We start from the raw sequence: 22,511 nt of genomic DNA on the forward strand, positions 1-22,511 counted from the left end.
TCAGTTCTGCCGTGTCAGCACGAAATCGGCGAGTTCGCGCAGGCGTTGTGCCTTGTTGCCGAAACCGGTGAGGCTGTCGAGCGCTTCGTCGTGCAGTTCGCGGGCGCGTTCGCGCGCCCGGCCAATGCCCAGCGTGGTGACATAGGTCGGCTTGTTCGCCGCGGCGTCCTTGCCCGCAGTCTTGCCCAGCGCCGCCGTGCTCGCTTCACAGTCGAGCAGGTCATCCACCACCTGGAACAGCAGCCCGACCCGTGCCGCGTAGTGGTCCAGCTTCGCCGTGCCGACTGCGTCCAGTTCCCCGCAGGCGGCACCCAGTTTCACCGCACAGCGTATCAGCGCACCGGTTTTGTGGATATGCATGAATTCGAGCGCTTCGACGTCCAGTTCAAGATCGACCGATGCCAGATCGATCGCCTGACCACCAGCCATGCCGCGCGACCCGGATGCAACGGCGAGTTGCGTGATCAGCGCGACCCGCGTGGCCGGGGAGACCGAACAGTGTTCCGCGAGCAGCAGAAAGGCGAGCGACTGCAGGCTGTCGCCGACCAGAAGCGCCGTCGCGTCATCGTACTGCACATGCACGGTGGGCTTGCCGCGGCGCAGCACGTCGTCGTCCATGCACGGCATGTCGTCATGCACGAGGGAATAGACGTGGATCAGTTCGAGCGCACAGGCGGCGGCGTCGAGCACGTCCGGCGATGCGCCGGACAGGCTGCCTGCCGCGTGACAGAGCAGCGGACGCACCCGTTTGCCGCCGCCCAGCACGGCGTAGCGCATGGCTTCGTGCAATCGGGCAGGGGCGATCGTGTCCGGCGGCAGAAATCGGTCCAGTGCGCTTTCAGTGCGCTGCTGTACCGCGCTCACCCAGTCGCGAAAAACCGGTCCGGCGTCAGTCATCGCCACGCGCGGCTGCATCGGCCGGAAAATCGCGCAGCAACCCGTCTTCGAGTATCTGCACCTTCTGTTCGGCCGCGTTCAGCGCCGACTGGCAGTGGCGCACCAGATCAACGCCTCGCTGGTAACGCTCCAGCGCGCTGTCGAGCGGCAGCTTGCCGTCTTCCATCGCACGCACGATGGATTCGAGTTCTTCGATGGCAGTCTCGAAGCTGGCGGGTTCTGACGCCGCTTCCGATTTTCGGATCATGCTGGGTACGGGCGCTGGCTGGACCGCGAAAAATAGCTGATCCACCCCGGGCGGTCAAACCTGCATCTGGTTATACTCACCGGCTTTGTCACGCGCACCCGGCCCTAGCACATCCGTGCACAGACTTTCTTGTGCCGTGTGTTCCGCGCAGGCCGGCGCGCGGTTTTCCAACTTTGACTTCGGGGGTTGGGGAATGTCCGATCTGCAGTCCATTACCCGTCTGGAACCGGCGCAAACTCAGTTTCCGGTGTCCTGGTACGTCGATGCATCGCTGTTCGAACTCGAAAAGCGCGTGCTGTTCGACAACGGGCCGGGCTATGTGGGGCATGAACTGATGGTGCCCGACGCGGGCGACTATCAGACCCTGGGCTGGGCCGACGATGCACTCATGCTGGTACGCAACGCGTCCGGCATCGAACTGCTGTCCAACGTGTGCCGCCATCGCCAGGCGTTGATGATGAAGGGGCGCGGCAACGCTTCCAACATCGTCTGTCCCGTCCATCGCTGGACCTACGACACGCGTGGCGAATTGCTGGGTGCACCGCATTTCCCGAATACGCCCTGCCTGAACCTGAAGCGACAGCCTCTGCAGAACTGGAAGGGGTTGCTGTTTTCCAGCCAGCGCGACATCACCGCCGATCTGGCCGGCATGCAGGTCGCGCCGGATTTCGACTTTTCCGGTTACCGGCTCGATCACGTCGAAATGCACCAGTGCAACTACAACTGGAAGACCTTCATCGAGGTCTATCTGGAGGATTATCACGTCGAGCCCTTCCACCCCGGGTTGGGCAAGTTCGTCACCTGCGACGACCTGAGCTGGCAATTTGCACGCGATTACTCGGTGCAGCGGGTCGGCGTGAACAATCGGCTGGCGCGGCCCGGCACGCCGACCTACGAACGCTGGCACCGCGCGGTGCTCGACTACTACCAGGGCGAGCTTCCGCCGCATGGGGCGATCTGGCTGACCTACTATCCGAACATCATGGTCGAGTGGTATCCGCACGTGCTCGTGGTAAGCACGCTGTACCCGCAGGGCCCGGACAGCACGCTCAATATGGTCGAGTTCTATTACCCGGAAGAAATCGTACTGTTCGAGCGCGAATTCATCGAAGCCGAACGAGCGGCCTACATGGAAACGGCACGCGAGGACGACGAAATCGGCGAACGCATGGATGCCGGCCGGCGCGCGCTGATGAAGCAGGGCCGCTCGGAAACCGGCCCCTACCAGTCGCCGATGGAAGATGGCATGCAGCACTTCCACGAGTGGTACCGCCGCGAAATGGCCGACTATCTGTGACGGCCGGATGCCCGTGAGCCCTGGTCGGTGCCTCGTGCGGGACGGGGCACACCGGTGCCCTGCTTCCTTGTGCAGCTGAGGGTCTGACGATGCAGTCGCTGTGGATGGTACTGGCCAGCCTTCTGTTCGCGTCGATGGGCGTGTGCGTGAAGCTGGCGAGCGATGCGCTGCCGGCGTCGGAAATCGCTTTCTACCGTGGATTCATCGCACTGCTGCTGGTGGCCGTGGTGATGCGCCTGCGCGGCGCCGACTTCGCCACGCCGCACGCCGGCGTTCATCTGAAGCGCGGCGTGTCGGGTGCCGTGTCGCTCATCCTGTACTTCGAGGCCATTTCGCTGCTGCCGCTGCCGACTGCGGTCACGCTGAACTACACCTCGCCGCTGTTCATGGCCGCCTGGCTGGGCTTCACCGCTTCGGGCGAATTGTCACGCCCGCTGATGCTGGCGCTGGTCATCGGTTTCGCCGGTGTCGTACTGGTGCTGCAGCCGACGCTGGGCAGCGACCAGTGGGTCGGCGGGCTGTTCGGGCTGGGCTCCGGGTTGATCGCCACCATCGCCTATCTGAGCGTGCGCGATTTGGGGCGTCTGGGCGAACCCGAGTGGCGCATCGTGCTCTACTTCTCGGCCTGTTCGGCCGTGCTGGGCGCGCTGTGGGCACTGGCCGACGGCGGCTTCCACTTCCATTCGGCACGCACCTGGGCATTGCTCGGCGGCGTCGGCGTGTTCGGCACGGCGGCTCAGCTGTGCATGACCGCCGCCTACAAGGGGGGACGTACGCTGGTGTCGGCCAGTCTGGCCTACACGACGGTCGCCTTTTCGACGCTTTACGGCATCCTGCTATGGCAGGAGGTGCCGTCTGCAGTAGTCTGGCTGGGCATGCTGCTCATCGTTGCCAGCGGCCTGCTTGCGCTGCTCAGGCCGCCGCCGGTGAAGTCATAGTTCTACAAGGAGATTTCAAATGATCGCAACCGAGTCCGAAGGCAATCTGGTGACGGTGTCCGCCTTCGGCGAATTCACGCTGGCGGATTACCGCGAGTTCGAAGACCTGGTGAATTACCGCATCAAGTTCGAAGGCGTGGTCAATCTGCTGATCGACCTGCGCCAGATGACCGATTTCACGCTCGACATGGCGCTCGAGGAACTGCGCTTCGCCCGCGCGCACAGCCACGATTTCGGCCGTATCGCGGTCATCGCAGGCAGTCCGTGGATGGTCTGGACGGCCTGGCTGTCGCAGGTGTTCGTCGATGCCGACGTGACCGTGTTCGACGACGAGGCCAGCGCGCGCGCCTGGCTCGCCGAGACGGTGTGAGCGCCATGGGCCCGCTGATCAGCGCCGAGGCACTCGCCGGTCGCCTCGGCGACGACGCCCTGGTCGTGATCGACTGCCGGCATGACCTGGCACGACCTGACGCCGGCGAGTCCGCCTGGGCCGAGAGCCATATTCCCGGGGCGCTGTTCATGCACCTCGACCGCGACCTGTCGTCGGCGAAGACCGGCAGCAACGGCCGTCACCCGCTGCCGTCGCCGGCCGCCTTCACCGCGCTGCTCGGCCGTTGCGGCATCACACCGCAGCACACCGTGGTCGCCTACGACGACGCTGGCGGCATGTTCGCCGCCCGGCTGTGGTGGATGTTGCGCTGGGTCGGACATGCCGACGCAGCCGTGCTTGACGGCGGACTCGCGGCCTGGCGCGCCTCGGGTGGCGCGCTCGACCAGACCGTGCACAGCCGCCCGGCCACGCGCTATCCGGAGGGCGCGGTCGAAACCACGCTGGATGCCGATGCGTTGCTGGCCAACCTCGACAGCGCCGCGCTGCTGGTGGTCGATGCGCGCGCGCCCGACCGTTTTCGCGGCGAGAACGAAACGCTGGATCCGGTCGGCGGCCATATTCCGGGCGCGGTCAATCGTTTCTTCAAGCTCAATCTGGCCGACGATGGCCGCTTCAAGCCGGCTGACATGCTGCGCGCCGAGTGGTGCGCGATCGCGAACGGACGCGATCCGGCGACCCTCGTCATGCAGTGCGGCAGTGGCGTCACGGCCTGCCACAACCTGCTGGCGCTCGAGCTTGCCGGCCTGTCCGGTGCGCGCCTGTACCCGGGTTCGTGGAGCGAATGGTGCAGCGATCCTGCGCGGCCGGTGGCGCGCTGAACGGCGCCGCCGACGATGCGACGATTGCGCGCGAACTGCTGGCGCAGGTCGCCTTGCGTGGCGCCGGGCGGTCGATCTGCCCGTCTGAAGTCGCGCGGGCGCTGGCCGCCGACTGGCGCGCGCTGATGCCACGCGTGCGCGAGGTGGCACGCGGGCTGGCGCGCGAGGGCCGGGTCGTCATCACGCAGGCCGGTGAGACGCGCGATGCCGATGGCGAATGGCGCGGTCCGATCCGTATTGCTCAGGGCCTCGCGCGTTCCTCCGGCTCGACCTGAGCGAATTGCTCACCGAGGAAATCCAGCAGCCGGCGCACCCGCAGCGGCATGTGGCGGCCTGCAGGCCGCATCGCGTGCAGCGGAAAATCCTCGCCGCGCCAGTCAGGCAGCAGTTCGATCAGCCGGCCGCTCGCCAGGTCTTCAATGACGTCCAGTCGCGCCTTGGTCGCGATGCCCAGCCCCTGGATCACCCACTGGCGCACCAGCGCGCCGTCGTAAGCCAGCCGGTTGCCGCGTACCGTGATCGTCGTCTCGACGCCACCGTGTTCGAAGCGCCAGGTCAGATGTGGCCGGCCGCTGCGGTACAGCGCAATGCAATTGTGCTGCATCAGTTCCGATGGATGAGAGGGTGCGCCGTGACGCGCGATGTAATCCGGCGAGGCGACGACGACCCGTCGCGTCACATGCAGCCGGCGCGCCACCATGGACGAGTCCGGCAACTCGCCGTAGCGCACTGCCAGATCGACCCGCTCGCGCACCAGATCCTGCACGGTGTCGGACACATACAGCGCCAGCCGCACGTCCGGATGCTGAGCGATGAAGCGGTCCAGCATGGCGGACAGCGCACCGCGACCGAGATCGGACGGCGCCGCGAGGTGGATGTCACCGGTCAAGGTCTCGCGCCCGGCACCGAGCAGCGCACGTGCGTCGTCCAGATCGCCGAGCGCACGCCGCGCATGGTCGCGCAGCAACTCGCCTTCGGCGGTCAAGCGCATCGAGCGCGTCGACCGTTCGATCAGACGCACGCCGAATACCGCTTCCAGACGCTTCAGCGCAGCGCTGGCGGCAGCCGGCGTCAGATCGAGCTGGCGTGCGGCGGTGCTCAGCGAACCGGCATCGGCGATGCGGATGAACAGTTCGAGTTGTGAAAGGTTGAGATCACGCAGCTTCATTTTCAAAAATCGTTTGAATATGAATTGGGTTTAAGGCGGATTATCAACCGATTCTGCTGACGTTAACATAGTGACCACGCAAAGTACGATCCGAGCCATTGCCGTGAAAGTTGTCGCCTTCCACGAAAACCTTCCGGTGGATCGCGCAGCTTGTCTGGTCGATATCGAACTGACGCCGTCCGAGGCGCACGGGCATGATGCAGCCGTGCGGGCCGGGGCGCGGGTGCCGCAGGGCGGGCTGGCGCTGATCGACGGCCCGGGCGGCACGCACGACGCAGGCTGCCTGCGCAGCACACTGGGCGAGCACGTCGGCACCATCAATACGGTCGACCTGCGCCGTGCGCACGCACTGCCGGAAAGCGGCTAGGCACGCGGCAGGATCGTGCTGCAAGAATTCTGATTCCGTTCCGCGTATGGATGGCTGCAAGACCCGATCAAGGCAGATCGCTTCGGGTCGGCGCAGCATGCCTCCGCAGTTCGGCCTTTTCATTCAAGGGAGTACTGCATGACAACACTTTTCGACCCGCTGAAGCTGGGCGACATCGCACTGAACAACCGCATCGTCATGGCGCCGCTGACGCGCAACCGCGCGCTGCCCGGTCAGGTGCCGGGGCCGCTGACCGTCGAGTACTACACGCAGCGCGCCAGCGCCGGGTTGATCATCGCCGAGGCGACGCAGGTCAGTGCGATGGGCCAGGGCTATCTCGATACGCCGGGCATTCATTCGGCCGAACAGGTCGCCGGTTGGCGCAAGGTGACCGATGCGGTACATGCCGCTGGCGGGCGCATCATCCTGCAGCTGTGGCATGTCGGCCGCATTTCGCACACCTCGCTGCTGCCGGGCGGCGCATCGCCGGTGTCGTCCACTTCGCGTCGGCCGAATGCACAGTGCTTCACCCGCGACGGTTTCGTCGATGTATCGGCACCGCGCGCGCTGCGCGACGATGAACTGCCCGGCCTGATCGACGATTACCGCCGCGCTGCGCGCAATGCGATCGACGCCGGCTTCGACGGCGTGGAAGTGCATTCGGCCAACAGCTATCTGCTGGAGCAGTTCCTGCGCGACAGCGTCAACGACCGCAGCGGCCCGTACGGCGGCCCGCTCGAGAACCGCGCCCGGCTGCTGCTGGAAATCATGGCAGCGGTGGTGGCGGAAGTCGGCGCCGGTCGCACTGGCGTTCGCCTGTCGCCGGCCACGACGTTCTGCGACACGCCGCTCGACAGCAATCCGCAGGCGCTGCACAGCCACGTGCTCGACCGGCTGTCCGCCCTGGGCATCGCCTTCGTGCACATGATCGAGGGAGAGACCGGTGGCGAACGTGCGCCGGCCAGCGTCAAGCCGCCGATCGACTACGCGGCGCTGCGCGCACGGTTCAACGGTGGCTGGATCGCGAACAATGGCTACGACCGCCAGATGGCGATGGATGCCGTCGCATCGGGCGGCATCGACGCGGTGGCCTTCGGCCGGCCCTTCATTTCGAACCCGGATCTGGTGCGTCGCCTGCGCGACAACGCGCCGCACAACGACTTGCGTGCCGACCTGATGTACGGCGGCGGTGCAGCGGGCTATACCGACTATCCGGCGCTGGGCGCAGCCTGATCGCTCAGGGTGGGCCCTGAGGCAGTGGGCGCACCGCCGGTTCGGGGCGCGTCCACATCCAGCCGGCGACCACCATCAGCATCACATATACGCTGCCGCGCACCCACCCCGGCACCGGACTGAACCACAGCGTGGTGGCGCTGAACAGCATCATCGCACTGGCCAGCCACTTGGCGCGCCGCGGAATGGCACCCTGTTCGCGCCAGTTCGTGATGTAGGGGCCATAGGTCGGGTGCGCCAGCAGTCTGGCTTCAAGTTCCGGCCAGCCCCGGCTGGCCGCCCAGGCTGCCAGCAGCAGAAAAGGCACCGTCGGCAGCACCGGCAGCACCGCACCGATCACGCCGAGCAGAACAGCCACTCCGGCCAGCAGCCGCCACAGCAATTGTCGGGTCCAGTGGATCAACGGTTCCGGCGCAGGATTCAAAATCCAATTGTGCCTGCGACGCCCCCCGAGCGAACGATCCCCGTGTGAGCGACCCCTGTGGGAGCGACCGCTGTGGGAGCGGCGGCCTCGCCGCGATGCGAGCGCTGATCATCGACCATCGCTGCACTGATCGCGGCGAGGCCGCCGCTCCCACAGCAAGCTCCCACAGCAAGCTCCCACAGCAAGCTCCCACAGCAAGCTCCCACAGCAAGCTCCCACAGCAAGCTCCCACAGCAAGCTCCCTGGCGCCCGCTCGCGGCGGCAACGCGTCCTTCCGCCGATGCTACCGGCGCAGGTCGAGCGTGAACGGGAAGTTCGGGTTGCGGTCTTCCGGCGGGGCGGATACGTGGCCTGGCGTGTGGCCCATGGCAAAGAATCGCGCCAGACGGCGGCCTTCCGCTTCGTAGGAATTGACCGGGAAGCTTTCGTGATTGCGGCCGCCGGCGTGCGCCACGTGATACTGGCAGCCGCCCATCGAACGCTTCATCCAGTCGTCCACCAGATCGAACACCAGCGGCGCGTGCGGCGGTATGGTCGGATGCAGGCAGGTGGCCGGCTGCCAGGCGCGATAGCGCACACCGGCAACGTATTCGCCGACACGACCGGTCGGCGACAGCGGCACGCGCCGGCCGTTGACCGCCAGCACATGCCGGTCGTCGACCAGCCCCTGCACCTTCACCTGCAGGCGCTCGACCGACGAATCGACATAGCGCACCGTGCCGCCTGCGCCACCTTCCTCGCCCAGTACATGCCAGGGTTCCAGCGCGCTGCGCAGTTCCACCAGCACGTTGCGGGCGGAGAACTGACCCATGCGCGGGAAGCGGAACTCGAAGTGCGGCGCGAACCACTCCAGTTCCATCGGGTAGCCGAAGGCACGCAGGTCATCGACCACGTCCCGCATGTCCTCCCACACGAAGTACGGCAGCATGAAGCGGTCGTGCAGTTCGGTGCCCCAGCGCTTGAGTTTCGGCGGTGCATAAGGCTGTTGCCAGAAGCGGGCGATGAGCGCACGCAGCAGCAATTGCTGCGTCAGGCTCATGCGGGAATGCGGCGGCATTTCGAAGCCGCGCATTTCCAGCAGGCCGAGCCGGCCAGTCGCGCCATCGGGCGAATACAACTTGTCGATGCAGAACTCGGCGCGGTGCGTATTGCCTGTGGCATCGACTAGCAGGTTGCGCAGGATGCGGTCGATCAGCCAGGGCGGTGTGTAACCGGCGTCGCGCGAACGGCGCTCGATTTCGGCGAACGCGATTTCCATCTCGTACACCGAATCGTTACGCGCCTCGTCGATGCGCGGCGCCTGGCTGGTCGGGCCGATGAACAGGCCGGAGAACAGATACGACAGCGCCGGATGGTTGTGCCAGTAACTGATCATGCTGCGCAGCAGGTCGGGCCGGCGCAGGAAGGGCGAGTCGGCCACCGTGGCACCGCCCAGCACGAAGTGGTTGCCGCCGCCGGTACCGCTGTGGCGGCCGTCGATCATGAACTTTTCGGTCCCGAGGCGGGTTTCGTGCGCTGCCTCGTACAGGAAGGTGGTGCCCGCCACCATGTCGTCCCACGAGTGATAGGGCTGGATATTCACTTCCAGCACGCCCGGATCGGGCGTGATGCGCAGCACCTCGACGCGCGGATCGCGCGGTGGCTCGTAGCCTTCGAGCACCACCGGGTGGCCGCAGGCGGCCGCGGTCAGTTCGACCGCAGTGACCAGTTCGAGATAGTCGTCCAGCGTCGGCAGCGGCGGCATGAACAGGTACATCACGCCGTGGCGCACCTGTGCACACAGCGCGGTGCGGGTGATCCAGCCGGCGGATTCGAGTGCTTCCGGCTTGCGGTCGGGGGCCGATACACGGGTCGCAGCCGGACCTGCAGGGGCGAAGTCGATCCCGGTGGTGTCGTCGTCTTCCGGCTTCTGCATGCGTACGGCAATGTCGATCTGCGGCCGCAGCGGCACCTGCCGCTGCACCGGGTCAGGTGCATGCACCCACGGATATTCGGCGGCCGACACCCAGGGCTGGGAGTCGAGCGGCAGGCGGTAGCCCATCGGCGAATCGCCCGGAATCAGGAAGCAGCGTTCGTCGCGCAGGAACCACGGCCCGCTCTGCCAGGCGTTGCCGGCCGGCGTGCGCGCCAGCGGCAGGATGTGGCCGACCTCGCTGTCCAGCCCGTCGTGGAACAGGCGGCGCATGCGGTCGCGCTCCAGCGGGTCTTCGAGCCGTGAATCGAACGGATCGACGTTCACCGGCAACTTGCGTTCGCGCCACAGGTAGTACCAGACGTCTTCGAAGGCCGGAAACACGTACTTGCCGTCCACTTCAAGGCGCTTCGACAGCGCGTTCAGGAAGGTTGCGCAATGTTCAGCGGTGAGCTTGTAATCGACCGCTTCATCGGCGATCAGGCCGGGATCGGTCCACATCGGCTCGCCGTCGCGCCGCCAGAAGCAGGACAGCGACCAGCGCGGCAGTTGTTCGCCCGGATACCACTTGCCCTGACCGTAATGCAGCAGACCGCCCGGCGCGTAGCGCGCCTTCAGTTTCGCCAGCAGCGCGGCGCCGAGCAGGCGCTTGACCGGCTTGTCCGGCGGCGAATCGGCGGTGGTGTTCCACTCCGGGCCGTCGCGGTCGTCCACCGACACGAAGGTCGGCTCGCCGCCCATGGTCAGCCGCACATCGTGCTGCACCAGATCGGTGTCGATGCGATGACCCAGCGTTTCGATGCGCGACCACGCGTCATCGGTGTAGGGCTTGGTCACGCGCGGTGCTTCCCACACGCGCTCGACCTTCATGTGGTGTTCGAATTCGGTTTCGCACTTTTCGGTCAGCCCGCTGATCGGCGCCGCCGACGACGGGTCAGGCGAGCAGGCGAGCGGAATGTGGCCCTCGCCGGCGAACAGGCCGGACGTCGCGTCCAGCCCGACCCAGCCGGCGCCGGGCAGATACACCTCGCACCACGCATGCAGGTCGGTGAAATCCTTCTCCGGGCCGCTCGGGCCGTCGAGCGACTTCACGTCCGCGGTGAGCTGTATCAGGTAGCCGGACACGAAACGTGCCGCCAGCCCCAGATGGCGCAGCACCTGCACCAGCAGCCAGGTCGTGTCGCGGCACGAGCCACTGCCCTTCTGCAGGGTTTCCTCCGGCGTCTGCACGCCAGGTTCCATGCGGATCAGGTAGCGTATGTCGCCCTGCATCTGCTGGATCAGCGCCACCAGGTAATCGACGCTGGGCTTGCCGCTGCTGCCGAACAGCATGCGGGCGTCGTCGACCCAGCGGGTGAATTTCGGCGCGTTGTCACGCGTCAGCGGCAGCGTGACCAGATAGGGAAACAGTTCGCGCGTCTGCTCTTCGTTGTAGCCGAAGGGGATTTTCTCGGCCGCCGGTTCGAGGAAGAAGTCGAACGGATTGATGACCGACATTTCGGCGATCAGATCGACCTCGATGCGCAACTCGCGCGTGCGCTCCGGAAACACCAGCCGCGCCAGATAGTTGGACTGCGGGTCCTGCTGCCAATTGACGAAGTGCTCGGCCGGCGTGACGCGCAGCGAATACGACAGGATGGGCGTACGGGTGTGCGGCGCCGGGCGCAGACGCACCACCTGCGGGCTCAGCAGCACCGGGCGGTCGTAGCGGTAGTGAGTGACGTGATTCAGTGCGACGTGGATGGACACGGAATACTCCGGTTGCGGGCAGTGAAGGGGTTGATGCGCTCAAGCAATTAGTGTGCGCGACTCAAGTTCATGATTTTCAATGTCATTGGTTTCAGCCTGTCGGCGACTCCTGCACAGTAAGGGGCGCACGCACCTCGCCGGTGCATGACGTTTCCGCGCGCAGCGGGCGTCGCCTGTCATTTGAGTCCTAGGCGGCGCGCCAGCTTGTGCAGATTGCTCGGGTCGACATCCAGCCGTCGTGCCGCGTCAGCCCAGTTGCCGGCACAGGCATCGAGCGCGGCGCGCACCAGCCTGCGCTGTGTGGCATCGATTGCTTCGCGCATGGACGGCAGTATGGCGCCGGACGTCGTGTCGCAGGTCTCCGGTGTTGCCGCGCGGGTGGTCACGCCATCCAGATCGAGCAGTTCGGCCGGCAGCGACACGATGTCGGTGCGCGCGGCACCCCGGCTCACCGCCTTCAGCGCGGCACGGCTGATCACATGCTCGAGTTCGCGCACATTGCCGGGCCAAGGGTAGCGGCACAGCGCATCTTCCGCTTCCGGCGACAGACGCAGGCTGCGCAGGCCCAGGCGGGCACGGTTCAGTTCGAGAAAGCGTCCGGCCAGCAACAGTACGTCGCTGCCGCGCTCGCGCAGTGGCGGTATCGGCACCGGATACACCGACAGCCGGTGATACAGGTCGGCGCGGAAGGCGCCGTCGCGCACGCTGTCGCGCAGGGTGCGGTTGGTGGCAGCGATCACGCGTACATCGACGCGTCGCGGCTGGTCGGCGCCCAGGCGCTGGATTTCGCCGTTCTGCAATGCGCGCAGCAGCTTGGCCTGCACGGTCAGCGGCAGTTCGCCGACCTCGTCGAGAAACAGCGTGCCTCCATCCGCTGCTTCGAAGCGGCCCGGTCGGTCGGCGGTGGCGCCGGAGAACGCACCTTTCACGTGGCCGAACAGCTCGCTTTCAGCCAGGGATTCGGGCAGCGCGGCGCAATTGACATGTACCAGCGGCTGCGCGGCGCGGCGCGAATGACGGTGCAGGTGGCGGGCGAACAACTCCTTGCCGACGCCGGTTTCGCCGAGCAGAAGCACCGACAGTTCCGAATCGGCCACCACCTTCATTTCGTGCAGCAGGCGCTGGATCACCTCGCTGTGGCCGACGATTTCTGCTTCGTCCGCGCTGGCGCCCTGCGCGTCGGCCCGTTCGCCGCCACGCGACAGTCGCAGCGCGTGCAGATCCTGCTCGAGCCGGGTCACGCGCACGGCGGCTTCGACCAGCAAGGTGAAGCGGCGCAGGTCGTCGCGCGCCGCCTCGGTGAAGGTGCCGGTCTGCAGCGCGTCCAGCGTCAGCGCGCCCCAGGTCTGGCCCTCGACGTGCAGGCTGGTGCCCATGCAGTCGTGCACCGGCAGCGGTTCGCCGACGCGGGTGTCGAGCAGGCCGTCGTAGGGGTCGGGCAGCGTGCTGTCGTGGTCGAAGGCGGTGATGTCGCGTCGCGACAGGATGGTCGCCAGTCGCGGATGCTGGCCGACGACGAAGCGCCGCCCCAGCGTTTCGCGCACCAGACCGTCGACCGCCAGCGGGCGCAGGCTGTCTTCCTCGAGCTTCAGCAGCGCGACCGCCCCACAGCCGAAGTGGGTGCGCAAGCTCGATACCAGGCGTTGCAGGCGCACGGCGGGCGGCAGGTCCGACACCAGATCGGCCAGCAGCAGAGATTCCATCATGGTGCTAATAACCCGATTATGGTTCCAAAGACCATCTCAACTTGGGGTTAAAAATACCTTACTTTTTATAGGTTGTTGATTTTATTTGATTCAGAGGCATGGCGCGGACCTTGCGAAGTGAGGGTGTCTTCTTCCCCACGAGGCCTTGGCCATGAACCTGATCGAACAATCCCTCGGCGCGCTTGCGCGCAGCATTCCCGGTGCGACCCGGGTGTTCCACGAACACAAGCTCGATTTCTGCTGCGGCGGCAAGCACAGCCTGCAGGACGCCGCGGCCGAGCGGGGCATTGACGCACAGCCCATCGTCGAACGCTTGGGTGTGCTCCTGTCGCAGGCCACACGCGAGGCGCGCGACTGGCGCACCGTACCGGCCGCGGTGCTGATCGAACACATCCTGTTCCGCTTCCACGACCGGCATCGCGAACAGCTGCCGGAACTGACCCGCCTCGCGCGCCGCGTCGAACAGGTACACGGTGATCGCCCCGACTGCCCGACCGGTCTGGCCGACCATCTGACCGCCATGCAGCACGAACTGGAAAGCCATATGCAGAAGGAAGAGCAGGTGCTGTTCCCGATGCTTGCGCGCGGCCAGGCAAGCGCGCTGCAGGGGCCGGTCACGGTGCTGCGCAACGAACACGACCAGCACGGCGAGGCGCTGCAGCGGCTCGAGGCGCTGACCGACGACATCACGCTGCCGCGTGGTGCGTGCAACACCTGGCGCGCGCTCTACACCGGTCTGGCGGCGTTGCGCGAAGACCTGATGGAACACATTCACCTGGAGAACAACATCCTGTTCGAAGGGCTGAACGCGGCACCGGCCGAGTCGGAGGCCGCTCATGGGTGATTACCGCAAGCTGTGGTTCACGCTGATCGGCGTGCTCATCGTCACCTTTTCGCTGCTCGGTTACTACGGTGTCGAGGTGTATCGCAACGCGCCGCCGATTCCGCAGCAGATTGTCAGTGAAGACGGACGCGTGCTGTACACGCATGACGGCATCCTCGACGGCCAGACCGCGTGGCAGTCGGTCGGCGGCATGCAACTGGGCTCGATCTGGGGCCACGGCGCCTACCAGGCGCCGGACTGGACCGCCGACTGGTTGCACCGCGAACTGCTGGCCTGGCTCGACCTCGCCGCGCAGGACGCGCACGGCAAGCCCTACGCCGAACTGGATGCCGATGCGCAGGCGCTGCTGGCAGCACGTCTGAAGCGCGAGTACCGGCGCAACACCTATGACGCGGCGACCGGCGCGGCCACCGTATCCACCTTGCGCGCCCGGGCGATCGAGCGCACCGCCGACTACTACGTCCAGCTGTTCGGCGACGCGCCGGCGCTGCAGGGCTCGCGCGAAAGCTATGCGATGAAGGACAACACGCTGCCCGACCCGCAGCGGCGCGCGCAGCTGGCCGGCTTCTTCTTCTGGACCGCCTGGGTGGCCGCGACCGAGCGGCCGGGTACCAGCGCCACCTACACCAACAACTGGCCGCACGAACCGCTGATCGGCAATGCGCCGACGGCGGAGAACGTGGTGTGGTCCGTCGTCAGCGTGGTGGTCATGATGGCCGGCGTCGGCTTCCTCATCTGGGGCTGGTCCTTCCTGCGCAGGCAGGATGAAAGCGACCCGGCCGCGCCGGCGCAGGACCCGCTTTCGCGCGTCGCGCCGACGCCATCGCAACGTGCGCTCGGCAAGTACCTCGTCCTGGTGGTGGCGCTGTTCGTGTTCCAGGTCATGATGGGTGGCTTCACCGCGCACTACACGGTCGAGGGCCAGACCTTCTACGGTATCGACGTATCGCAGTGGTTCCCGTATTCGCTGGTACGCACCTGGCACATCCAGAGCGCACTGTTCTGGATCGCCACCGGCTTTCTGGCCGCCGGGCTGTTCCTTGCGCCACTGATCCACGGCGGGCGCGACCCGAAGTTCCAGAAGGTCGGTGTGGATGTGCTGTTCTGGGCGCTGGTCGTGGTGGTGGCCGGCTCTTTCGTCGGCAACTACCTGGCCATTGCGCAGATCATGCCGCCGGAACTGAATTTCTGGCTCGGCCACCAGGGCTACGAATACGTCGACCTCGGCCGCCTGTGGCAGATCGGCAAGTTCGTCGGCGTGGCGCTGTGGCTGGTGCTCATGCTGCGCGGCATCGTGCCGGCGCTGCGCACGCCCGGCGGCGACAAGAACCTGCTGGCGCTGCTCACCGCTTCGGTGGTGGCGATCGGCCTGTTCTATGGCGCCGGCTTCTTCTATGGCGAGCGCACCCACCTGACGGTGATGGAGTACTGGCGCTGGTGGGTCGTGCATCTGTGGGTCGAAGGGTTCTTCGAAGTGTTCGCGACCACAGCGCTGGCCTTCATCTTCTCCACGCTCGGTCTCGTTTCTGCCCGCATGGCGACGGCGGCCAGCCTGGCGTCGGCTTCGCTGTTCATGCTGGGCGGCGTGCCCGGCACCTTCCACCACCTCTACTTTGCCGGTACGACAACACCGGTGATGGCGGTCGGTGCCTCGTTCAGCGCGCTCGAAGTGGTGCCGCTGGTCGTGCTCGGTCATGAGGCGTGGGAGAACTGGCGCCTGAAGGATCGCGCAGCGTGGATGGCGAAGCTGAAGTGGCCGCTGATGTGCTTCGTCGCGGTCGCGTTCTGGAACATGCTCGGCGCCGGCGTATTCGGCTTCATGATCAACCCGCCGATCTCGCTGTATTACGTGCAGGGCCTTAACACGACGCCGGTGCATGCCCATGCCGCGCTGTTCGGGGTCTATGGCTTCCTCGCGCTCGGCTTCACGCTGCTGGTGCTGCGCTACCTGCGGCCGCAGCTGGCATTCGGTGAGCGGCTGATGCAGACCGGCTTCTGGGGGCTCAACGCGGGTCTGGTGCTGATGATCGCGACCAGCCTGCTGCCGATCGGCCTGATCCAGTTTCACGCCAGCGTCAGCCAGGGTCTGTGGTACGCACGCAGCGAGGAATTCATGCAGCAGCCGCTGCTGGAAACGCTGCGCTGGGTGCGCACCTTCGGCGACGTGGTGTTCATCGTGGGCGCGCTGGCGGTGGCCTGGCAGGTGGTGTCGGGCGTGTTCGGCCGTAGCGGCCGCACGCCGGAACCGGTCGGCACGCTGGCAGGGGCCCGTCGATGAACTGAGTGCAACCCGTCCGTCCTACTTGCCGCAACGCTTCGGCAAGGTTGGAGCGCCGTGCCGCGAGGCCGGCGCTCCTTTTTTTCTTCGTCGCTATACTGTCGCCGCGCACCCGCGCGTTCCCACAGACGACTCAATAAACAGGAGAGCGGAGCATGGCGAAGTTTCAGTTGAAAAAGGCTGCAAACGGCGAATTCCACTTCACGCTGCTGGGCTCGGATGACCAGTCCCTGCTGCAGAGCGAAATGTACAAGACGCGCGCGTCCGCCGAGAACGGCATCGAATCGGTGAAGAAGAATGCGGCCGACGACGGCCGCTACGACCGCAAGAAGGCCACGAACGGCAAGGATTACTACGTGCTGAAGGCAGGCAACGGCCAGGTGATCGGCCAGAGCAAGATGTTCGACAACGCCGGCGCGATGGAAGCCGCAATCGCCGCAGTGAAGGGCGGCGCTGCCGGCGCCACCGTGGATGATCAGGCCGGATGAGCTGAAGCAGGCGGTGCGTCCTGCCAGCGCGCGGGACGCGCCTTCATCGCGCGCCTGACAACCGTTTCGCATGGCGGATGCAATTTGCGGCAGTCACGTACTCAATGCCCTGCCGCTCAGGCCGCGACGCGCTTCACCTTCGGATCGTCAGCCATGCGCTGCGTCAGTTCGTGCAGCGTCGAACACAGCGCCATGAACGCCTCTTCGGGCAGGCCGGCCTGACAGGCGACTTCGCCCTGGATGCGTGCGACCGCGTGTTCCAGTTCGCGTCCGGCCGGAGTCAGGAAGGACTGAACCACTCGTTCTTCGGTCGGCGAGCGCTGCCGTTCGAGAAAGCCGGCGACTTCAAGGCGCTTCAGCAAAGGCGTGATGGCGGCCGAGTCGAGGTGCAGGCGCTGCGCCAGCTGACTGACCGAACGGCCATCCTCTTCCCACAGCGCGAGCATCACCAGGTATTGCGGGTAGGTCAGTCCGACTGCCTTCAGCCGCACCCGGTACGAGCGGGTGATGCCGTGGGTGGCGGCGTAGAGCGCAAAACAGAGCTGCCGTTCGAGCCTGAGGTTCTGGTATCGGGTCATGGTCCGCTGTTGTCGCTTTGGGGATGCAGTCAGGACTGCCATTTGCTCATCGTGACCGCTTTCGAGCCGGTTGCCAGATTGCTTCCTGCGGCATGGTTGCGGTCGATCCGAATGTGTCAAACGCTCGGGATGCCGTCAAGGACATGCACTGGCTGCGCGCGGTTCAATGAACAGACGACAAGGAGACGGATAGGGTCTGCAAGCGCGACGACTCAGTGCGCCAGATCGTCCGCTCGGCAGGCCACGACCGCGAACAGGTCGCCCAGCGCCGCGAGGCTTGCGGCCTGCAGCGCCGCGGCGCTGACCTCACCGCCTCCTGCGAGCGGCAGATCGCGCGTGGCGGTGGCCGATGCAATCACGGTCGGCGAATAGCCGAGATTGAACGCGCCGCGCGCGGTCGAGTTGATGCACATGTGCGTCATGAAACCCGCCAGCACGAGTTGCTTTATGTCGAGTCGCTTCAGTTCTTCGTCGAGCGAGGTCTGTACAAAGCTGTTCGGGTAGTTCTTGGTGATGACGAGTTCGCCAGCCTGTGGCGCAACGATGTCCGATATCTGGCCGATGGATGCGCTCACATCGTAGGGCGTGCCGGGACCGGCATCGTGCCGGATATGGATGACGGGGCGGCCGAGCGCGCGGGCCAGGTCGAGTGCACGGCGCGCCTCGACAAGCGCTGCCTCGACGCCGGCGAGCTGCATGACGCCCTCGCGATAGGTGTTCTGGCAATCGATCATGATCAGCGCGGCGTGGTGCAACGAGCCCGGTGCATGGCCAAGTCCTGTGAGGTCACGCAGTGTGGTGATCGCGGTCATCGGGAGATTCCTTTCGGGAGACGGTGAGGAGCGGTGCCGGGCAATGCGCTGACCGGACACAAGCCTTACCGGAAACGGATTGCATGATTGCAGATGAAGGTGTGTGAAGGTCCAATGACGACCTTTGCGTAGAGCTTATCAGTGGTCCTCGATTCACCGGATATGAAATCCAATGCCTGACATGCGTATCCAGATCGAACCGGCGTGGCGCTTCCGCAATGCAGAAGGACGCGAGATCGATCCACTGCTGTTCCGCGTGCTGGCCGCCGTGCAGCGCAGCGGCAAGCTCACCGAGGCGGCGCGCGATGTCGGGTTTTCCTACCGTCACTGCTGGAACCTGATCCGGACCTGGTCGGCGTTTTTCGGCACGCCGCTGGTCGAACTGTCGCAAGGCAAGGGCGCTGAGCTGACGCCGCTGGGCGAAAAGCTCACCTGGGCGGCACAGCGCATCCAGGCGCGGCTGACGCCGCAGCTGGAAAACCTGTCGGTCGAGATCGACCGCGAAATCAACGCCGCACTGATGGACACGCACCCGGTGCTGCGCCTGCACGCAAGCCACGGCTATGCCATTGCGCTGATGCCCGAGCTGATACAGCGCGTCGCCGGCGTGCGGCTTGAGCTGCAGTACCTCGGGTCGGTCGACGCGCTTGCGTCAATGTCTCGCGGCAGCTGCGACCTGTGTGGCTTTCACCTGCCGAGCGGCCGGGTCACACCGGAACTCGCGGCACGACTCGGGCGATATCTGAAGCCGCGCGTGCATCGTGTGATCCGGCTGGTCACGCGCACGCAGGGGCTGTTCGTCGCTGCCGGCAACCCGCTGAACATCACTTCGCTGAAGGATCTGATCCGGCCTGACGTGCGCTTCATCAACCGCCAGGCGAGTGCCGGCACTCGCCTGCTGTTCGACCTGCTGCTGGCCGAGCAATCGCTGGATCCGGACCGGATCAGCGGTTACGAAACGGTGGAATTCACGCATGCCGCGGTGGCGGCCCACATCGCGAGCGGCATGGCGGATACGGGCTTCGGCGTCGAAGCGGCCGCCACACAGTTCAGGTTGAATTTTGTGCCGCTTGCGCAGGAGCAGTACTTCCTCGCCTGCCGCGTCGAAACGCTCGAGCTGCCGTCGATGCAGCGCATGCTCGACGCGCTGCGTTCGCCCGACTTCGCCGCAGCGGTCGCCGGTCTGCCCGGCTATGCCCTCAATTCGCCGGGCGACGTGATGACGGTAACCGAAGGATTGCGCTGAGTCGCAATCGGAAACTTCGCACGGTGTTGGTCGACACGACAAACTACCCCCGACGACGCGCGGAGTTGTCTCCCTTCGTGCAAGGAGGTCGAAGTGGAAGACTTTATCGAGCGCTCTCCCCGGTCCAATTGGACCGGGGGCGGCGGCACGGTGATCAGCGGGGTGGCGGAGGATCGCCGGGTTCGGGTGGCGCGGCGCGGCTGTACGTGTGGGCGTTGGGCATCGCTGCGCTCACGCCAACCTACGGTCTGGACCGGGCGGCGGCACGGTGATGAACGGGGCGGTGGATGATCGCGGGGTGGAGGCGCGGCTGGACGGATGGAAGTCGGGCATCGCTGCGCTCACCCCAACCTACGGTCTGGACCGGGCGGCGGCACGTTGATGAACGGAGTGGTGGATGATCGCGGGGTGGGTGTCCGGCATCGCCGTTGGCTCCCCCAATCTACGGGAATCTCGTAGGTTGGGGTGAGCGCAGCGATGCCCAACGCAAACGACGGTACTGCGACCATCTTCATGGCGCGGTACCGTCGCGGGTCGGAAGCTTTGGCGGTGTTCCGTCGCCGGGTCAGCCTCGACGCATGGCGTCGAAGAACTCTCCGTTGCTCTTCGTCGCCTTGATCTTGTCGAGCAGGAATTCGATCGCTTCCAGATCGTCCATGTTGTACAGCAGTTTGCGCAGGATCCAGATCTTCTGCAGGATTTCCGGCTTCAGCAGCAGTTCTTCGCGGCGCGTGCCCGAGCGGTTCACGTTGATCGCCGGATAGACGCGCTTTTCCGCCATGCGCCGGTCAAGATGGATTTCCATGTTGCCGGTGCCCTTGAATTCCTCGTAGATCACGTCGTCCATGCGGCTGCCGGTTTCGATCAGCGCGGTGGCGATGATGGTCAGGCTGCCGCCTTCCTCGACGTTGCGCGCGGCGCCGAAGAAACGCTTCGGCTTCTGCAGCGCATTGGCGTCCACACCACCGGTGAGCACCTTGCCGGACGCCGGTTGCACGGTGTTGTAGGCGCGCGCCAGACGGGTGATCGAGTCGAGCAGGATGATCACGTCCTTCTTGTGCTCGACCAGGCGCTTCGCCTTCTCGATCACCATTTCGGCGACCTGCACATGGCGGGTGGCCGGTTCGTCGAAGGTCGAGGCAACCACTTCGCCCTTCACCGAACGCTGCATTTCGGTCACTTCTTCCGGCCGCTCGTCGATCAGCAGCACGATGAGCATGGCTTCCGGGTGGTTGGCGGTGATGGCGTGCGCAATGTGCTGCATCATCACCGTCTTGCCGGTCTTCGGCGGTGCGACCAGCAGGCCGCGCTGGCCCTTGCCGATCGGCGCGATCATGTCGATCACGCGCGAGGTCGTGTTTTCCTCGCCGCGCATGTCGCGCTCGAGCACCAGCGTCTCGGTCGGGTGCAGCGGCGTCAGGTTCTCGAACAGGATCTTGTGCTTGGTCGCTTCCGGCGGTTCGCTGTTGACGCGATCGACCTTGACCAGCGCGAAGTAGCGTTCGCCGTCCTTCGGTGTCCTGATTTCGCCTTCGATGGTGTCGCCGGTATGCAGATTGAAGCGCCTGATCTGGCTGGGCGAAACGTAAATGTCGTCGGTGCCGGCCAGGTAGCTCGCTTCCGGCGAGCGCAGGAAGCCGAAACCGTCGGGCAGCACTTCAAGCGCGCCGTCACCGAAAATGCTTTCGCCCTTTTTCGCGCGGTTGCGCAGGATGGCGAAGACCAGTTCCTGTTTTCGCAGCCGGTTCGCGCCTTCGATCTCGAAGGACTGGGCCATTTCGAGCAATTGGCTGACGTGAAGTGCTTTCAGTTCGGAAAGATGCATGGTGACGGGGTCTGTGCGACGTGCGGGGTGGGGGGGGCGGAGCCAGGAACCGGCTCCGGCGGGCGGGGTGCGCGCAGCACCCGTCGCCGTGGAAAATTGATTAGAGGTGGCTGTCCAGGAATGCGGTCAGTTGCGACTTCGACAGGGCGCCTACTTTAGTTGCTTCGACATTGCCGTCCTTGAACAGCATCAATGTCGGAATGCCGCGGATGCCGAAGCGTGCCGGGGTGTCCTGATTCTCGTCGATATTCACCTTGGCCACGCGCAGCTTGCCGGCGTAATCACGCGCCACCTCGTCGAGGATGGGGGCAATCATCTTGCACGGACCGCACCATTCGGCCCAGTAGTCGACCAGCACGGGCAGATCGGCTTTGACCACTTCGGCTTCGAAGCTGGCATCGGTGACGTGGTGGATGTGTTCGCTCATCGTTTCCTCGCGGGGCTTGACTTGGGGGGAGACCTGGAATGCCGGATCGTTTCTTGGATATGGGTATATCGGTCGGATATACCGTCGAAAACCGGATGTGGGCTGGACGCTGTTGTGTTAGCCGGGCTGAATGCCTGACGCGCACAGCGCAGGCCGGGAATTCGTGAGCGGGTGTGTGCGGGGGTTGCAGACCACCGCGGCAGACACGGGGCAGATCACTCTGGCAGCGCGCTGACCGCACACCTGCGCGATCGCGTTCGTTACGCTGTTTTCACGCTGTTTCCATGATGCTAATACAAAAAACACCGTGTTGCGCAGACTGATGGATGTACGCCCGACAAAAATTCATGCTGGCATGCCGCCTCTGCACACCGCATGGAACGGCTTTGCCGCGGGCCGCGGTGATAAAATCTATGCCGTTTTCCGGACTGTCATCGTCCCGAGATTCCGATCAAACCATCCCGTGGTTCGCCTGCCGTCGGGCAATGCAACCACCGCACGGAGAAATCATGACTTACGTCGTCACCGAATCCTGTATCAAGTGCAAGTACACCGACTGCGTCGACGTGTGCCCGGTCGACTGCTTTCGCGAAGGCCCGAATTTCCTGGTGATCGACCCCGATGAGTGCATCGACTGCACGCTGTGCGTTGCCGAATGTCCGGCCGAAGCGATTTTCGCCGAAGACGACGTGCCGTCCGACCAGATCCATTTCATCAAGCTGAACGCCGAACTGTCCGCCGAATGGCCTGCCATCATCGAGCGCAAGGAAGCACCGGCCGATGCTGATGAATGGGTCAAGGTGAAGGACAAGCTCGGCATGCTGGAACGCTGAGCGCGTCGCCGCGCGCCTGCCGGCCCAGGTCGC

22 protein-coding genes are annotated in these 22,511 nt (G+C 65.3%); 12 read left to right on the top strand and 10 right to left on the bottom strand.

The genetic code is table 11. The features are described 5' to 3' along the window. Together BSY238_RS12845 and BSY238_RS12850 are read right to left on the bottom strand one after the other, a co-directional pair. Positions 1 to 897 (bottom strand): polyprenyl synthetase family protein, encoded by an 897-nt coding sequence (locus tag BSY238_RS12845; protein WP_069040664.1) that lies wholly within the window; start codon positions 895 to 897, stop codon positions 1 to 3. Next, entirely contained in the window at positions 890 to 1,144 is a 255-nt protein-coding gene (locus tag BSY238_RS12850; protein ID WP_069039490.1) for an exodeoxyribonuclease VII small subunit, read from the bottom strand. The genes BSY238_RS12845 and BSY238_RS12850 overlap by 8 nt, the downstream gene beginning before the upstream one ends. A gap of 193 nt (positions 1,145 to 1,337) precedes the next feature. On the opposite strand from BSY238_RS12850, the gene BSY238_RS12855 reads away from it, so the two are divergent. The 5 genes from BSY238_RS12855 (at position 1,338) to BSY238_RS12875 (ending at position 4,863) form a co-directional block, all read left to right on the top strand. Beyond that, entirely contained in the window at positions 1,338 to 2,441 is a 1,104-nt protein-coding gene (locus BSY238_RS12855) for an aromatic ring-hydroxylating oxygenase subunit alpha (protein ID WP_069039491.1), read from the top strand. A gap of 89 nt (positions 2,442 to 2,530) precedes the next feature. Next, entirely contained in the window at positions 2,531 to 3,379 is an 849-nt protein-coding gene (locus BSY238_RS12860) for a DMT family transporter (RefSeq protein ID WP_069039492.1), read from the top strand. Positions 3,380 to 3,398: 19 nt separating this feature from the next. Beyond that, on the top strand, positions 3,399 to 3,749 hold the full coding sequence (locus BSY238_RS12865; protein WP_069039493.1) for an STAS/SEC14 domain-containing protein: 351 nt from the start codon (positions 3,399 to 3,401) through the stop codon (positions 3,747 to 3,749). A gap of 5 nt (positions 3,750 to 3,754) precedes the next feature. Next, positions 3,755 to 4,588, top strand: a complete 834-nt coding sequence (locus tag BSY238_RS12870) for a sulfurtransferase (RefSeq protein ID WP_069039494.1) — start codon at positions 3,755 to 3,757, stop codon at positions 4,586 to 4,588. Beyond that, positions 4,552 to 4,863 carry a DUF3253 domain-containing protein gene (locus BSY238_RS12875; protein WP_069039495.1) on the top strand — a complete coding sequence of 104 codons (312 nt, stop codon included), beginning with the start codon at positions 4,552 to 4,554 and terminating at the stop codon, positions 4,861 to 4,863. Before BSY238_RS12870 ends, BSY238_RS12875 begins: the two co-directional genes overlap by 37 nt. Here BSY238_RS12875 and BSY238_RS12880 read toward each other — a convergent pair. After that, positions 4,830 to 5,756 (bottom strand): LysR family transcriptional regulator, encoded by a 927-nt coding sequence (locus BSY238_RS12880; RefSeq protein WP_069039496.1) that lies wholly within the window; start codon positions 5,754 to 5,756, stop codon positions 4,830 to 4,832. The genes BSY238_RS12875 and BSY238_RS12880 overlap by 34 nt on opposite strands. 103 nt (positions 5,757 to 5,859) lie before the next feature. Between BSY238_RS12880 and BSY238_RS12885 the strand changes: the two genes are divergently transcribed. Next, a complete protein-coding gene (locus tag BSY238_RS12885) occupies positions 5,860 to 6,123 on the top strand; it encodes a hypothetical protein (protein WP_150123943.1) in 264 nt (87 codons plus the stop codon). A gap of 138 nt (positions 6,124 to 6,261) precedes the next feature. Continuing rightward, complete coding sequence (locus tag BSY238_RS12890; RefSeq protein ID WP_069039498.1) at positions 6,262 to 7,356, top strand: alkene reductase; 1,095 nt, start codon at positions 6,262 to 6,264, stop codon at positions 7,354 to 7,356. 4 nt (positions 7,357 to 7,360) lie between these two features. Here BSY238_RS12890 and BSY238_RS12895 read toward each other — a convergent pair whose 3' ends face one another. The 3 genes from BSY238_RS12895 to norR all read right to left on the bottom strand — a co-directional run bounded on the left by BSY238_RS12895 (position 7,361) and on the right by norR (position 13,144). After that, entirely contained in the window at positions 7,361 to 7,738 is a 378-nt protein-coding gene (locus tag BSY238_RS12895; protein WP_083224043.1) for a YbaN family protein, read from the bottom strand. Positions 7,739 to 8,063: 325 nt separating this feature from the next. Continuing rightward, the gene (locus BSY238_RS12900; protein ID WP_069039500.1) at positions 8,064 to 11,441 is read right to left on the bottom strand and encodes a transglutaminase family protein; all 3,378 of its coding nucleotides are present in this window, start codon (positions 11,439 to 11,441) and stop codon (positions 8,064 to 8,066) included. Between the two features lie 176 nt (positions 11,442 to 11,617). Further along, the gene (gene norR, locus BSY238_RS12905; protein WP_069040665.1) at positions 11,618 to 13,144 is read right to left on the bottom strand and encodes a nitric oxide reductase transcriptional regulator NorR; all 1,527 of its coding nucleotides are present in this window, start codon (positions 13,142 to 13,144) and stop codon (positions 11,618 to 11,620) included. A 154-nt stretch (positions 13,145 to 13,298) separates the two neighbouring features. Here norR and ytfE point away from each other — a divergent pair, with 154 nt between their 5' ends. The 3 genes from ytfE to BSY238_RS12920 all read left to right on the top strand — a co-directional run bounded on the left by ytfE (position 13,299) and on the right by BSY238_RS12920 (position 16,757). Continuing rightward, entirely contained in the window at positions 13,299 to 13,991 is a 693-nt protein-coding gene (gene ytfE / locus BSY238_RS12910) for an iron-sulfur cluster repair protein YtfE (protein ID WP_069039501.1), read from the top strand. Continuing rightward, a complete protein-coding gene (locus tag BSY238_RS12915) occupies positions 13,984 to 16,269 on the top strand; it encodes a nitric-oxide reductase large subunit (protein WP_069039502.1) in 2,286 nt (761 codons plus the stop codon). Before ytfE ends, BSY238_RS12915 begins: the two co-directional genes overlap by 8 nt. Before the next feature lie 155 nt (positions 16,270 to 16,424). Next, a complete protein-coding gene (locus BSY238_RS12920; protein ID WP_069039503.1) occupies positions 16,425 to 16,757 on the top strand; it encodes a YegP family protein in 333 nt (110 codons plus the stop codon). Between the two features lie 116 nt (positions 16,758 to 16,873). On the opposite strand, the gene BSY238_RS12925 is transcribed toward BSY238_RS12920, so the two are convergent. Both BSY238_RS12925 and BSY238_RS12930 read right to left on the bottom strand, forming a co-directional pair. Next, the gene (locus BSY238_RS12925) at positions 16,874 to 17,335 is read right to left on the bottom strand and encodes a MarR family winged helix-turn-helix transcriptional regulator (protein ID WP_069039504.1); all 462 of its coding nucleotides are present in this window, start codon (positions 17,333 to 17,335) and stop codon (positions 16,874 to 16,876) included. Between the two features lie 212 nt (positions 17,336 to 17,547). Further along, positions 17,548 to 18,147 (bottom strand): cysteine hydrolase family protein, encoded by a 600-nt coding sequence (locus BSY238_RS12930; RefSeq protein ID WP_069039505.1) that lies wholly within the window; start codon positions 18,145 to 18,147, stop codon positions 17,548 to 17,550. A gap of 172 nt (positions 18,148 to 18,319) precedes the next feature. On the opposite strand from BSY238_RS12930, the gene BSY238_RS12935 reads away from it, so the two are divergent. Further along, positions 18,320 to 19,393, top strand: coding sequence for a substrate-binding domain-containing protein (locus BSY238_RS12935; RefSeq protein WP_223300128.1), 1,074 nt, complete (start codon positions 18,320 to 18,322; stop codon positions 19,391 to 19,393). 565 nt (positions 19,394 to 19,958) lie between these two features. Here BSY238_RS12935 and rho read toward each other — a convergent pair. Together rho and trxA are read right to left on the bottom strand one after the other, a co-directional pair. Further along, on the bottom strand, positions 19,959 to 21,218 hold the full coding sequence (rho, locus tag BSY238_RS12940) for a transcription termination factor Rho (protein WP_069039506.1): 1,260 nt from the start codon (positions 21,216 to 21,218) through the stop codon (positions 19,959 to 19,961). Between the two features lie 100 nt (positions 21,219 to 21,318). Further along, the gene (gene trxA / locus BSY238_RS12945; RefSeq protein ID WP_069039507.1) at positions 21,319 to 21,645 is read right to left on the bottom strand and encodes a thioredoxin TrxA; all 327 of its coding nucleotides are present in this window, start codon (positions 21,643 to 21,645) and stop codon (positions 21,319 to 21,321) included. Positions 21,646 to 22,154: 509 nt separating this feature from the next. Between trxA and fdxA the strand changes: the two genes are divergently transcribed. Then, on the top strand, positions 22,155 to 22,478 hold the full coding sequence (gene fdxA, locus BSY238_RS12950) for a ferredoxin FdxA (RefSeq protein WP_069040667.1): 324 nt from the start codon (positions 22,155 to 22,157) through the stop codon (positions 22,476 to 22,478). The last annotated feature ends 33 nt before the right edge of the window (positions 22,479 to 22,511 follow it).

This window comes from Methyloversatilis sp. RAC08 (assembly GCF_001713355.1).
In the GTDB taxonomy this organism is placed as follows: Bacteria; Pseudomonadota; Gammaproteobacteria; order Burkholderiales; family Rhodocyclaceae; genus Methyloversatilis.

Bases quoted from the DNA above. Each gene is read 5' to 3' on its own strand.
- BSY238_RS12890 (WP_069039498.1), top strand. From the start codon at position 6,262: ATGACAACACTTTTCGACCCGCTGAAGCTGGGCGACATCGCACTGAAC.
- BSY238_RS12850 (WP_069039490.1), bottom strand. From the start codon at position 1,144: ATGATCCGAAAATCGGAAGCGGCGTCAGAACCCGCCAGCTTCGAGACT.
- BSY238_RS12870 (WP_069039494.1), top strand. From the start codon at position 3,755: ATGGGCCCGCTGATCAGCGCCGAGGCACTCGCCGGTCGCCTCGGCGAC.
- rho (WP_069039506.1), bottom strand. From the start codon at position 21,218: ATGCATCTTTCCGAACTGAAAGCACTTCACGTCAGCCAATTGCTCGAA.
- fdxA (WP_069040667.1), top strand. From the start codon at position 22,155: ATGACTTACGTCGTCACCGAATCCTGTATCAAGTGCAAGTACACCGAC.
- BSY238_RS12915 (WP_069039502.1), top strand. From the start codon at position 13,984: ATGGGTGATTACCGCAAGCTGTGGTTCACGCTGATCGGCGTGCTCATC.
- BSY238_RS12875 (WP_069039495.1), top strand. From the start codon at position 4,552: ATGGTGCAGCGATCCTGCGCGGCCGGTGGCGCGCTGAACGGCGCCGCC.
- BSY238_RS12855 (WP_069039491.1), top strand. From the start codon at position 1,338: ATGTCCGATCTGCAGTCCATTACCCGTCTGGAACCGGCGCAAACTCAG.
- norR (WP_069040665.1), bottom strand. From the start codon at position 13,144: ATGGAATCTCTGCTGCTGGCCGATCTGGTGTCGGACCTGCCGCCCGCC.
- BSY238_RS12935 (WP_223300128.1), top strand. From the start codon at position 18,320: ATGCCTGACATGCGTATCCAGATCGAACCGGCGTGGCGCTTCCGCAAT.
- BSY238_RS12845 (WP_069040664.1), bottom strand. From the start codon at position 897: ATGACTGACGCCGGACCGGTTTTTCGCGACTGGGTGAGCGCGGTACAG.
- BSY238_RS12865 (WP_069039493.1), top strand. From the start codon at position 3,399: ATGATCGCAACCGAGTCCGAAGGCAATCTGGTGACGGTGTCCGCCTTC.
- BSY238_RS12925 (WP_069039504.1), bottom strand. From the start codon at position 17,335: ATGACCCGATACCAGAACCTCAGGCTCGAACGGCAGCTCTGTTTTGCG.
- BSY238_RS12860 (WP_069039492.1), top strand. From the start codon at position 2,531: ATGCAGTCGCTGTGGATGGTACTGGCCAGCCTTCTGTTCGCGTCGATG.
- trxA (WP_069039507.1), bottom strand. From the start codon at position 21,645: ATGAGCGAACACATCCACCACGTCACCGATGCCAGCTTCGAAGCCGAA.
- BSY238_RS12880 (WP_069039496.1), bottom strand. From the start codon at position 5,756: ATGAAGCTGCGTGATCTCAACCTTTCACAACTCGAACTGTTCATCCGC.
- BSY238_RS12930 (WP_069039505.1), bottom strand. From the start codon at position 18,147: ATGACCGCGATCACCACACTGCGTGACCTCACAGGACTTGGCCATGCA.
- ytfE (WP_069039501.1), top strand. From the start codon at position 13,299: ATGAACCTGATCGAACAATCCCTCGGCGCGCTTGCGCGCAGCATTCCC.
- BSY238_RS12920 (WP_069039503.1), top strand. From the start codon at position 16,425: ATGGCGAAGTTTCAGTTGAAAAAGGCTGCAAACGGCGAATTCCACTTC.